This is a genomic window from Terriglobales bacterium (genome assembly GCA_035561515.1).
Taxonomy (GTDB): domain Bacteria; phylum Acidobacteriota; class Terriglobia; order Terriglobales; family Acidobacteriaceae; genus DATMXP01.
In genome coordinates, this window is record DATMXP010000018.1 from 251549 (window position 1) to 263567 (window position 12019).

Annotated in this window: 8 protein-coding genes and 1 tRNA gene; 4 read left to right on the top strand and 5 right to left on the bottom strand. The window is 55.9% G+C overall.

What is annotated here, in order from left to right; all coding sequences use genetic code 11:
* Window positions 1-5: 5 nt before the first annotated feature.
* From VN577_07805 to VN577_07815, 3 genes are all read left to right on the top strand, one after another.
* Window positions 6-455 (top strand): DUF2231 domain-containing protein, encoded by a 450-nt coding sequence (locus tag VN577_07805; protein ID HWR14719.1) that lies wholly within the window; start codon window positions 6-8, stop codon window positions 453-455.
* A gap of 90 nt (window positions 456-545) precedes the next feature.
* Window positions 546-1202: a response regulator transcription factor gene (locus VN577_07810; GenBank protein ID HWR14720.1), complete on the top strand. Its 657-nt coding sequence runs from the start codon at window positions 546-548 to the stop codon at window positions 1200-1202.
* Between the two features lie 62 nt (window positions 1203-1264).
* Window positions 1265-2380, top strand: coding sequence for a beta-propeller fold lactonase family protein (locus VN577_07815; protein HWR14721.1), 1116 nt, complete (start codon window positions 1265-1267; stop codon window positions 2378-2380).
* Between the two features lie 264 nt (window positions 2381-2644).
* Here VN577_07815 and VN577_07820 read toward each other — a convergent pair.
* From VN577_07820 to fdh, 5 genes are all read right to left on the bottom strand, one after another.
* Window positions 2645-2721: transfer RNA gene (locus VN577_07820), tRNA-Met, on the bottom strand.
* 45 nt (window positions 2722-2766) lie between these two features.
* Window positions 2767-5247, bottom strand: a complete 2481-nt coding sequence (locus VN577_07825; protein HWR14722.1) for a PAS domain S-box protein — start codon at window positions 5245-5247, stop codon at window positions 2767-2769.
* A 151-nt stretch (window positions 5248-5398) separates the two neighbouring features.
* Window positions 5399-6493 carry an NrfD/PsrC family molybdoenzyme membrane anchor subunit gene (nrfD, locus tag VN577_07830; GenBank protein HWR14723.1) on the bottom strand — a complete coding sequence of 365 codons (1095 nt, stop codon included), beginning with the start codon at window positions 6491-6493 and terminating at the stop codon, window positions 5399-5401.
* Window positions 6490-7272, bottom strand: coding sequence for a 4Fe-4S dicluster domain-containing protein (locus VN577_07835; protein HWR14724.1), 783 nt, complete (start codon window positions 7270-7272; stop codon window positions 6490-6492). Before VN577_07835 ends, nrfD begins: the two co-directional genes overlap by 4 nt.
* Window positions 7269-10454: a formate dehydrogenase gene (gene fdh / locus VN577_07840; GenBank protein HWR14725.1), complete on the bottom strand. Its 3186-nt coding sequence runs from the start codon at window positions 10452-10454 to the stop codon at window positions 7269-7271. Before fdh ends, VN577_07835 begins: the two co-directional genes overlap by 4 nt.
* A 205-nt stretch (window positions 10455-10659) precedes the next feature.
* Here fdh and VN577_07845 point away from each other — a divergent pair, with 205 nt between their 5' ends.
* Window positions 10660-11931 (top strand): pyridoxal phosphate-dependent aminotransferase, encoded by a 1272-nt coding sequence (locus VN577_07845; protein HWR14726.1) that lies wholly within the window; start codon window positions 10660-10662, stop codon window positions 11929-11931.
* Window positions 11932-12019 lie beyond the last annotated feature (88 nt).

The window sequence follows — 12019 nt, forward strand, 5'->3', positions numbered from 1 at the left end:
ACTTCATGAGTACCGATGCGTTCGATATCAAGACTGTGTTGCTGGCGAAACACGCACAGCACGTGGTCCTGATTCATTTTCCGATCGCGTTGTTCGCGACCGCGGTGGGACTGGATTTTGTGTGGCAGTGGACGAAGAGCGAGGGGATGGCTGCGGCGGCGTACTTCAATTTCCTGCTGGCAGCGATCTCCTCGGTGCCAGTGGTGGCGAGCGGAATAGGTGCATGGCAATGGGCCCTGGAGGGCCAGAGACTGAAGGGAATACTGATGATGCATCTGGTCCTTGGTTGTACTTCCGCAGTGTTGATGTGGATCGTGTTTTGGATGCATTCACAATCTCGGCGCCATCTGGCATACACATTACCCAGATTCCGCTTGTTTGTAGAAGCGCTCGCTGTCGCGAGCGTCATGGTGACCGGTCATGTTGGTGGCTTCTTATCAGGCGTCAACGGTTAACAAAAAGAGTACAAGCTGTTGACGAAACGTTTACAAGATCCCTGCGACTTATGAATGTGGATCACAGTCAAAGCTAAGGCGAACTTAGCGATGCAGAAGGTGAGTATGTACAGCGGACCGAACGCACGAGTTCAACAGAGTGGAGTGAATCTTCTGATCGAGACCAATCGCGAGTCCTCGCCACATTTCGGTCTCGCAAATGCGTCTATCGAACCCTCGGACAGCTTAAGGATAGACGAAGTCGTAACGGTCTTTCCCGCGGGCAATATGTTTCCCATCCCGTTGCGCTTGCACATACGAATCGGCTGCCACACACCAGAATCTGTTTGCGCGGAATCCGTGCAAGCCTCACTCCATGATCTGTTGACGGAAGTCACTGACGCGATCCGAAACTCGCTGGACGATAGACGCCATCGCGAAAATGGCAAATCGGCAGAGAACTCGCCCAAAGTCATTCACTTCGGCGATGTCCAGGTGGATGTCCGAAAGATGGAGTTGTACCGTGCCGGCAGACGGATCGTTTTGACTACCCACGAATTCAAAACACTACGCTACTTCTTGGAACATCCTAACGCTGTGATTTCGAGGGAAGAGCTCCTGAGCCACGTTTGGGGATATCACCATTATCCGACTACTCGCACAGTAGACAACCGGATATTGAGGTTGCGACGGAAGCTCGAACCGAACCCGTCACAACCGATCTATTTCTTGACGGTGCACGGAACGGGCTACAAGTTCGTGCCATAGCGACGCCTGAGCAGGTGCAAATCGTTCGTCTCGGCCCCAATCAAATCTGAAAGTGGAACATAATGAGTAAGAAACCACATCTCACGCACGCAGCGCGATGGATAGTCGCTATTCTGCCTTTATTATTGACCGCTTGCGGTAATCACGCTACTCCAACTCAGCCCAGCCCCACGCCGGCCGTCGTACCTCGCTTTGCTTATGTCGCCAATGGATCCGATAACACTGTGTCGGCCCTTAGCATTGATGCTGTCACTGGAAGACTTCAGATACTTGGCTCCGTACCAAGCTCAGGGTCGTCGCCTATCTCCATTGCGTCAGATCGATCGGGACGGTTTGTGTATGTCGCGCACCACGATTCCGGTGATGTCTCGGTGTTCTCCGTGAATGCCGACACGGGAGTGTTGACTCGGGTAGGATCGCCCGTTCACGCGGGCGACAATCCGCGATCGGTCGTCGTACATCCCACCGGCAAGTTCGCCTACGTCGTAAATGAGTCCTCTAAAGACGTCTCCAGTTTCCGTATCGATAGCAGTACAGGGGAGTTAACGCCTATCGGCTCAACGCCTGTACCGGGAATGGGTCCGCTCTCGATTGCAATAGATCCGGCCGGGCAATTTGCCTATGTCCCGGACACAACGACGAATAGCGTCATCACGTTTTCTGTCGACGGGAATACGGGGGCGCTTGGCTCTTCCGGCGACCCTATTCTGGCCGGAGAAAATCCTGTTTCTGTGATGGTGCACGTCTCAGGCAAATTCGCTTACGTCGTGAATTTCGGCTCCAACAACATCTCAACATTCACCATTGACGCTAACGGGACGCTCACAGCAACCGGCACTCCTGTTGCGACCCGGAATTTCCCAGTCTCGATCGCGGGAGATCCGAAAGGGAAGTTTTTGTACGTCACGAATTTTGGGTCAGGGAGTGTTTCGGAGTTCACGGTTGACCAGACAACCGGAGCGCTCTCGCCGATCGGAACAGTCGAGCAAGTAGGTGTAGCACCGATCTCGATCAACGTAGATCCTTCGGGCAAATTTGCTTATGTCGCGAACTTCGGATCGGACAGCGTATCCGCTTTCGTCATCGACAGCGATAGTGGAGCGCTCACCTCAGCAGGGCAAGCCACCGCGGCGGGTTCGGCACCGGTCTCTATCATTACAACAGGGAAAGTCCAGTAGTTGGGCAGCAACTGCGCTCCAGATCCTGACTCCGCCGACTCAGACGAAAGCAGTTGAACTCGCCCCTCTAAGTGCGTCGAATTCGCGGAACGTAATGTGGGTATCGCCATAGCACGGTCAATCTATGGTGATTTGTCCGAGTTGTTCCCGATTCTGGGAACATCAACGAAAAACCAGCAATCGACTGAAGGAAGTTGGAGATGAAACACCGCTTGCAACTAAATGAAAATGGACGCTTTCGGGTTTTACCCTCAGCGTCCACATTGGTTGCGGGGGCTGGATTTGAACCAGCGACCTTTGGGTTATGAGCCCAACGAGCTACCAGGCTGCTCCACCCCGCACTTGGATAATAACAGCCGTGTATCTCATGGTCAAACTGATGACGCTCATTGCAAGGATTGCGTTCTCAGTTCGCGCAAATGCTTCAGCAACGACGCGCCGGTGAATGGTTTCGGCAGTAGCACAGCCTCACTTCCAACTGCAATTTCGTTTAGTGTTTCGTGCTCCGTGTGGCCGCTCACCAGTAGCACTCGCACATCGCCGTGGATTTTTCTCAATTCGCGCGCCAACTGAAGTCCACTCATTCCTGGCATTACCACGTCCGAAATCAGCACTGCGGGACGTGTCCGGCGCGCTTCCTTCAGCACTTCGTCTGCATTGGCAAATCGAACTGCCTGCACCCCGAAGACTTCAAGGTAGTCGCACATTGCGGTTCGCACACTCTCGTCGTCTTCGCAGACGAAAACTGGACCTTCGATCTGCAATTCTTCGGGTGCTTGTTCCGCCGTAACGTTTTCCTCTTGGTTTGTGTCCGCCGCAGCAGGGAAGTCGATCTGGAACTGAGTTCCGCGCCCTTCAATGCTGTTTACTTCAATCGCCCCGCGGCACTGTTGCACGATCTCTTTCACCGTGGCAAGGCCTAATCCAGTGCCTTTCCCAGACTGTTTTGTCGTAAAAAATGGTTCGAAGATTTTGTCCCGGACTTCCGGTTTGATACCCGTCCCAGTGTCATTTACGAGTAATCGCACCCAATGCTGTCCAGTGGACCCATCCAGGCAATTCATGGACGCAATCGACAGCATCCCGCCATTCGGCATCGCATCGCGTGCGTTAATGGCCAGGTTCATCAGCACTTGTGAAACCCGAACAGCATCAGCCTCGATCGGCAGCAAGTCCGTCGACAAATCAAGTGTCAGTTCCACGTCTTCGGGCAAAAGACGGCGCAACATCGTGGCGGTGTCTGAAATGACCTGGTTCAAGTCCAACACTTCCGAACTCACCGTCTGTCTTCGAGCAAACATGAGCAACTGGGAGATGATGCCCGCTCCTCGCGCTGACGCCGTGAGAATGTTCGTCAACTTGCGGTCCGTATATGTCGGGTCCGAGGTGTGGCGCATCGCAAGTTCTGCCGACGAATGAACCACCTGGAGCACATTATTCAGATCGTGCGCAACACCTCCAGCTAGTTGGCCCATAGCTTCCAGTTTCTCCGCCTGCATCAATCGGTGTTCCAGGACGTGTTCACGTGTGATGTCACGTTTAACCGCCAGGTAATTGATTACCTCACCGTTGCTGTCGCGCACCGGAGAAATAGTCACATCCTCAAGGTACTCCGACTTGTCTCTCCTTCGATTCCAGAGCCTCCCTTTCCACACTTTGCCCGACTTGATCGTCTCCCAGAGATGCGCGTGCTCCTCTTGTGTCGTCCTCGAACTTCTGAACAGCCTCGGATTGTTTCCCAGAATCTCAGCCTTCGAGTACCCCGTGAGTCGCTCGAAAGCCGGGTTTACATAAACTATGTTCGCTTCCAAGTCTGTGATCACTATGGACTCGTAGGCATGTTCAACTGCTCGTTCAAGCCGCGAGAGTCTTGCCTCCGTGCGTTGCGCATCCTGCAGGTCAACCACTGAGATGACGATATCGACTCGTCCTTCCTTGCCGCCGCCCAGGTAGCACCCGGAAACCAGAACGGGAATTCGCGTGCCGTTCGCCTGAAGGATCTCTGTCTTGAACGGCGTGAACCGCCCGGATCTCTGCAACTGTTTTAGCGTGGCTTCGTCGTCATCACGGAAGTCCGGAACCGTAAGATGGGGCCAGCAAAGCTTCTTTCCGTTCAACTCCTCGCGGGTTCGGCCTGTAATGACCAGGAACACGTCATTGCAGTCGTGAATCAGGCCGGCCTTATCCATCACTGCGATACCCGTTACGCTCGACTCCAGCAGCCGTCTGAACCTGGCTTCGCTCTGTTGCACGGCAGCCAGCATCACCTGAAGTTCCTTCCGCTGCCGCTTCAGTTCCTCATAGGACTGCACTTCCGTCGATACGTCTTGCACCAAGGCCACGACAAACTTGGTCTTGTCGTCTGCCCCAATCCTGGATACCGCTACCCTTACCCAGATTGCTCTTCCGCTCTTGCCCGCGTACTTCCTTTGTCTTACGTAACTCGTGTCCGCGGCATCGGAAAACAGCTTCCGCCATTCGTTCACTGCAGCATCCTGCTGGTCTGCATGGATCAACGTGCGCAGGTTCATGCCGATCAAGGAGTCGCTTGAATACCCCAGCAATCGGGCAAACGCCTCGTTGCAGTCGAGCACTGTTCCGTGCTCGTCTGCAAAATAGACACCAAATGCGGTCTGCTGAAAAATCTCGGTCAGCGCACGTTCCATCCGGTGCGCCTCTATCACGAGCCGACGGCAAAGCCAGAACAAGATGGCGCCCGAACTCGTTACGAACACGAGTCCTTTGGCCGTATGCCACGTCACTGAACTGACTACTATTTGTTCCAGCAGAATGTCTGTGCAGATGATCCACGATGCCGAAAATAGAAGGTAGAGCCCAAGCACCTTTGCCGGACCCTTTATCTGCATCGGATTAGACGGTCTTAAGTAGCGCACCCAAACGCCCTAAAAGGCTTAATGGTGACGCATTTTAGAGTCATTCGGCTGTGACAAACCTCACTGTGCGCGAAAATTTATGTCGATAACGTTAGTAACGGCACCGATAGGTCCATACATTGCCTTAGGCCGTCTTTTCGACTCCAAGATCCTTTATTTCAACAGGCGGTTCTGCCAAAGGGGTGATCTCCGCACCCCCAATCTCCAACGGTTGCCGCCAATCCTTTGCGGAAGAATGACCCGCTTGAACCCATCCGTACCGGGTGAGTAGTGAACCCGCGATGCCGCACAGCGCTGCGGTTCGCCGCAGCTTTGTCTGTGAAGAACTGGTTCCCACCAGGGCGGCCACGCTACGCAGGGCCAACGGCAGCGGTCCTGACAGCACGCCGCCTAGTCGCGTAATCCAACCGCTCGCACCCCGCTTCAGCGGATGCAGCACCCGTTCCTGTCGCGTTTCTAGGTGCACTCCTTCATACGTTTCCCATCCCGCCGCCGCAAGCGCTAGCAGGTTCAGAGCACGTTTATCGGAATGGCCGGCGAGTTCCAGGATGGAACAGGCCGCCTGCACACCCGACATGCCAAAGTGAATCGGTAGCGTCTTGATGTTCCGGTTCCACGCTGGAATTACGGTCGCCCCAATAAGCACGCCGGTGTAGTTGTGGAAGGGAAGTCCCAACGTGGCCGATCCAAACTGCGCGAGGTTGCCGACAATTCTGATCGGCAGCCAATCCCACCGTTTCTGCACTGCCTTGACGAACGCCGTGGCGGCAGCCATGCTGCCGAAAGCTGAAAGCACCCATGCCCCAACGCTCATGGGGCTCTGGAGTTTTATTACTCTCAGCATATTGAGAAATCGCGACGGCCGCCCAAGATCGGCGATCAACAGTGCCGACGAGAGCCCGACGCCGCCCACCGCGAGCCAGCGCGCGTGAGAGGCCAATTCGTAGTCGTCGCCGATCCAGTCCGCCATGGCGCCAATCACCGCAGAGGAACCCGCAGCGCCTCCAACGAAGAAATACAGCGGAATCTCCCATTGCCACTGAGGCTCTTTGAGCAAAGGCATTCCGTAATAGCCAGTTTGCTCGCTTGCTCTGGGGATGGGAGCACCTGATGGCATCACACCTCTGCTGCTGACGAATCCTCGTTGCTCCGCCTCGCGCCGGATCTCGACCAGTTTCTGTTCGCGGTGATCGGGGCGTTCCTCGGGAAGTGCGCTCATTGTTTTCCTCCCAGAAATGCAAACAGGGCAGCCGCCACAAACATCGCCGACCCGATGGCCGCGGAACGCCAGCCGTCCTTCAGGTAAGTAGTCGGAACCTCTGGGTTTGGCGGCAAGTTATATGACTTCGGATTTCCCCGGACCAGAAAGAAGGCATGGACACCCTTCACGCTTGTGTGCTGCGGATCGTAGATTTCTGCGTCTTCGATCCCCTTCGAGCGCAATTCCTCGAGTCGCACCTGCGCGTCGCCCCTCAACTCATTCAGTTCGCCGAACTTGATCGATTCCGTCGGACAGACCGAGGCGCATGCCGGTTTCAACCCAGCCTTCTGCCGGTCGGCGCAAAACGTGCACTTGAATGCACGACCGTCTTTTTGATTCTTCTGTACCACACCAAAGGGGCACGCTGTCACACAGTACGCGCAACCGTTACACACGTCAGGTTGCACGAAAACGCCGCCGAACTCCGTCCTCACAATGGATCCCGTCGGGCACGCTTCAAGGCATCCGGCTACTTCGCAATGCTTGCAGACGTCCGAGGAAAATTCCCAGCCGGGCTGCAATGCCGAATTTCCACCCAGCCCGGCAATCGTGTCGTTCTCGACGAACTTCACGTGGCGCCATGTTGAATGTCCAACGGCCGCGGTGTTGTCGTAGGAGAAACCGGTCCAATCAAGTCCGTCTTCCGCTAAGCCATTCCATTCTTTGCAGGCCACTTCGCAGGCTTTGCAGCCAATGCACAATGTCGAATCAGTGAAGAATCCCGTCGTTTGGCTCATGCCACCCTCTGCTGGTCCTTGGATAGGAATTTTTCCACTCCTCCGCCGCCGGCGATCCGGCCGGGCGTTATATTGCAGACCAGTGCTTTCGTCTCCATGATGCGGACGTTCGGCTCCTCGGAAATCGCCAGCAGATCATTGGCAACGTCGCCGTCTACCAGCCCTTTCCATCCCCAGTGATAGGGAAGACCTACCGTGTGTACAGATCGTCCTTCGATCCACAGCCGGTGCATTCTGGTCGTCACCAGCGCCCGTGCGGAAATCGCTCCTCGGGGAGAACTGATCGTCACCCACGAGCCATGCTCGATCCCAGCCTCTTCCGCCAACTCAGGAGAAATCTCGCAAAACAACTCAGGCTGCAATTCCGATAGGTGACTTAATCGACGGCTCATCCCGCCAGCCGTGTGGTGCTCGGTTAACCGGTAAGTCGTAAGCAGGTACGGATAGCGCCTGTCGTTTGGCTGGAAGGCGTAAACGTTATCCGGGCGTTCCTTCGTGTCCGCTCCCGGATTCGTCTGCCGCTCCGGATAGAGCGGATTGGTGAACAGCGACTCCAACGGCTCGTAATGTGTAGGGAACGGTCCGTCTTTCAAACCGCTCTCGACGTACAACCACGCGACGCCATCCGAATGCAGGATGAACGGCCTGTCTCCCGGTAGTGCGTCGATTCCTTTTCCGTTTTGCAGGTCGCCAGCATGGTCAGGCCGCTTCTTCAAATCGAAATCCGGGCGGTCGAGCCCTGTCCACTCCTGCTTCGCCTCATCCCACCACACCAGCTTCTTTCGCTCGCTCCACGGCTTTCCATCGGGACGCGCCGACGCGCGGTTGTAGATGATCCGGCTGTCGTTCGGCCAAGTGAATCCCCAGCCATGACCGAGTGCGTCTTTCGGCTCCCGCTGGTTCGCTCGATTCAGCCCCGGTTCTGGATAGATTCCGGCATAAATCCAGCATCCACACGCCTTCGAACCGTCCGTCTTGAGTTCTTTATAGGATTTGATCAGCGTGCTGCTTTCCCAATCGAATCCATTGATTTCTTGAAGTACTTCTTCAATGTCTGGCTCGGCCTCCTTGCCGTGTGTCCGATAGTTCCATGTCAGCGAATTCAATGGCGCATTTCTCGGACGCTGGTCAGCCGTAGCCTTCTGTTTCAATCGTCGCCCGAGGTGATAGATGAACCACGCGTCGCTGCGCGCATCACCCGGCGGATCCACCGCCTTTTCGCGGTACTGGATCAACCGCTGCGTATTCGTAAAGCTTCCTTCTTTCTCCGCCGTCCCAGCGGCAGGAAACAGGAACACTTCGGTTTTGATCTTTGTGGGATCGAGTTCACCTCGTCGGACCTCGGGAGAGTCCATCCAAAACGCAGCGGTCTCCGTTTCCACCATGTCGCGAACCACCAGCCAGTTCAGGTTCGCCATGGCCGTCCGTTGCAGTCTTCCATTCGGAGCGCCAACCGCCGGGTTCTGGCCCATCACGAACAGCCCGTCCAGTTTTCCGTCCGCCATGTCGAGCCAGAAACCGAATTCCGAATGATCTCCCGTGACTCGCGGCAGCCAGTCAAAGCCCCAGCGGTTCTCTTTCGTCGCGCACTTGCCGTAATAGGCTCGCAGCAGGCTGACGATGTAGCTTTCAAACTCTGCCCAAATCCCCGTTTGGCTCGTGTGTTTCTTTAAGTAATGCTCCCAAGTATTGGTCTCGTTTTCGACAAACGGCATCGGCAGATAACCCGGAAGGATGTCATACAAGGTCGGAATATCCGTCGAGCCTTGAATGGATGCGTGCCCTCGCAAGGCCAGAATTCCGCCACCAGGTCTTCCAATGTTGCCCAGCAGGGTTTGTAGAATTGCCGCGGCGCGAATGATCTGCGCGCCCTTCGAATGATGCGTCCAACCGACTGCGTAGCAAATGGCGCCCGTTTTCTCCGGACCAGACGCACTGACGAACGCGTCTGCTGTCCGCAGAAACACTTCCCGAGCCAATCCGCACTGCTCTTCCACAAGTTCCGGCGTGTATCGGCTAAAGTGCTTCTTTAACATCTGCAGTACGCATCGCGGATCCTGCATCGTTGGATCTGACTTGTACTTGTTCGCGTACCCTGATTCACCGCCGCGCTGGCCGTGACCGCCGGCAGGCTGCGCCTGACCGGAAGCCTCCGAGCTTTTCCGTACCGGTTCGCCTTCGTAGAGCCATGTTTCGGGGTTGTATTTCTTCGTTTCTTCATCCCAACCTGAGAACACGCCGCCAAGATCCTCGGCGTCACGATAGTCTTCTCTCAGCAGGAATGAAGCGTTGGTGTAATGCTGGACGTATTCGCGGAAGTACAAGTCGTTCTGGAGCACGTAATTGATCATCGCGCCCAGGAAGATGATGTCTGTTCCGGGCCGCATCGGCACCCAAATATCGGCCATCGCCGACGTCCGGGTGAACCGCGGATCGACGTGGATCACAGTGGCTCCGCGCTCGCGCGCTTCCATGACCCATTGGAAACCGACCGGATGATTTTCGGCCATGTTCGATCCCATAATCAGGATCGCATCGGCATTCGCCAGATCCTGCTGCGCGGTGGTTGCACCGCCGCGGCCGAACGATGTGCCCAGACCGGGCACAGTCGAGCTATGTCATATTCGGGCCTGGTTGCTGATGCAGTTCATTCCTAAACCGCCAGCAAACAGCTTCTTAATAAGGTAGTTCTCTTCGTTGTCGAGAGTTGCTCCGCCGAGGTGAGCGATACCTAGCGTGTGCATCAGAAGGTTGCCGTTGTCGTCCTTTTCCTGGAAGGTGAGATTGCGTGTTTCCCAGACGCGATCAGCAACCATGTCCATCGCGGTTTCGAGGTCGAGTTGTTCCCAGGCGGTCGAGAATGGACGGCGGTGAAGAACCTTGGTGAGCCGGTTCGGATGAGTGTGCAACTGGTAAGTGTCGGAACCCTTTGGACAGAGGCGTCCGCGCGAGATGGGCGACTGTGGATCGCCTTCGATGGCAACCAGCTTTCCTTCTTTATGGAAGACCAACTGTCCGCAACCGACGCCGCAGTAAGGGCAGACGCTGCGGGCGACGTCGCAGCCCTGAGTTTTAGGAGCCAGTGTTCGCGTGTGGTCAGTCCAAGATTCTTCGCCTGTTCCGTCTGCTCCGGTTTGCAGTTGCTTGATGACTGGCCAGCGAGACAAAAACTCCTTCAGCATTTTCCGCACCCCAATCAATCAGAGACCAGCAGTTCGTCGCTGGTTGTCCGTGATTCATCAGAGTGCGGAACGCAACCGATTCGGGTCTCGTCCCAAGTTTCACCAGAACTGGTTAACTTAGCCGCAATCTTCGCGTCTATCGGTACAAAGGTGAGGAGATCGCGCGCAGCGGCCGAGCCTTCGAACCCAGGATTCGGCCCCGATCATGACAAGTCCCAGGAGCAGCCGTTTTGAAATTGTCGCCGGAATGCGCAGCATGATGCAGCCGCGACATGATTCCTTTGTTCCATCGTGGTACTCGGATAACATTCTTTCCATGTTCTCGCGGAGAACCGGCTGGAACCTGGAAACCAATTCGTTCACGCTCGCCGTGCAGGAGCATTTGCGGCAGGGCCGCGAACTGCTCGACCTGACGATCGCAAACCCGACGCAGGCCGGACTGGAATACGACACGGCGACGATCGTCAGCGCGCTCGGAAATCCGGCGTCGCTCACGTACGATCCGCAACCGCGCGGCTTGCTCGTGGCCCGCGAAGCTGTCTCCGACTACTACCGTGAACTTGGCGTGTCGGTTCCGGCCGACAGCCTGATCATGACGACGAGCACGAGCGAGGCGTATTCGTTCGTCTTTCGACTTCTCTGCGATCCCGACGACGAGATCCTGCTTCCGAGTCCGAGTTATCCGTTGTTCGAGTTCCTGGCACAAATCCAGGACGTAAAACTCGTGCCTTACGAGCTTGTCTACGACCACGGCTGGCAGATCGACTTTCACTCGATCCAACAGGCGCTTACGGGACGCACGCGGGCAATCATCCTGGTGAACCCGAACAATCCGACAGGTTCGTTCGTGCGGTCCGCGGAAAGGGAACAGCTCAACGAAATCTGCCATGAGCGGTCGCTGGCGCTCGTGGTTGACGAAGTATTCTTCGACTTCAACCTGTCGGGCGAGCGTTTTGAAACCTTCGCCGGCAACGATGAAGCACTGACGTTCACGTTGAGCGGACTTTCAAAAGTTTCCGGACTGCCGCAGATGAAAGTTGCATGGATCGCCTCCAGCGGTCCGGGCGAAATCCTGAAACCGGCGCTGGAGCGGCTGGAGGTAATCGCGGATACATACCTGTCGATGAATGCACCGATCCAACAGGCGATTCCAACGTTGCTGGAGCAGCGGCGCAAGTTCCAGTCGCAGCTCATGGAACGCTTGCGAATGAACCTTGCCGAACTGGATCGGCAGCTTGCCGCCCAGAAGGTGTGCACGCGATTGAACGTCGACGGAGGATGGTATGCAATCCTGCGCGTACCGGTTACACAAACAGATGAAGCGCTGGCCATCGAGCTACTGGCGATGAAAGGGGTGCTGGTGCATCCGGGGCATTTCTTCGACTTCGGCTTTGAAGGGTACCTGATCCTCAGCCTAATGACACCGGAGGCGATTTTCGCGGAAGGCGTTTCCCGCATACTCGGCAACTTTCGCTGAGCCATTGCGGTTTCTGACCTCTGACCCCCCTCCCCCCCCTATTTTGGCTTCATATAAGAAAACAAAGCAGTTACGCGAGCGTCTGGCT

Bases quoted from the DNA above. Each gene is read 5' to 3' on its own strand.
- VN577_07845 (HWR14726.1), top strand. From the start codon at position 10,660: ATGACAAGTCCCAGGAGCAGCCGTTTTGAAATTGTCGCCGGAATGCGC.
- VN577_07825 (HWR14722.1), bottom strand. From the start codon at position 5,247: ATGCAGATAAAGGGTCCGGCAAAGGTGCTTGGGCTCTACCTTCTATTT.
- nrfD (HWR14723.1), bottom strand. From the start codon at position 6,493: ATGAGCGCACTTCCCGAGGAACGCCCCGATCACCGCGAACAGAAACTG.
- VN577_07815 (HWR14721.1), top strand. From the start codon at position 1,265: ATGAGTAAGAAACCACATCTCACGCACGCAGCGCGATGGATAGTCGCT.
- VN577_07805 (HWR14719.1), top strand. From the start codon at position 6: ATGAGTACCGATGCGTTCGATATCAAGACTGTGTTGCTGGCGAAACAC.
- VN577_07835 (HWR14724.1), bottom strand. From the start codon at position 7,272: ATGAGCCAAACGACGGGATTCTTCACTGATTCGACATTGTGCATTGGC.
- VN577_07810 (HWR14720.1), top strand. From the start codon at position 546: ATGCAGAAGGTGAGTATGTACAGCGGACCGAACGCACGAGTTCAACAG.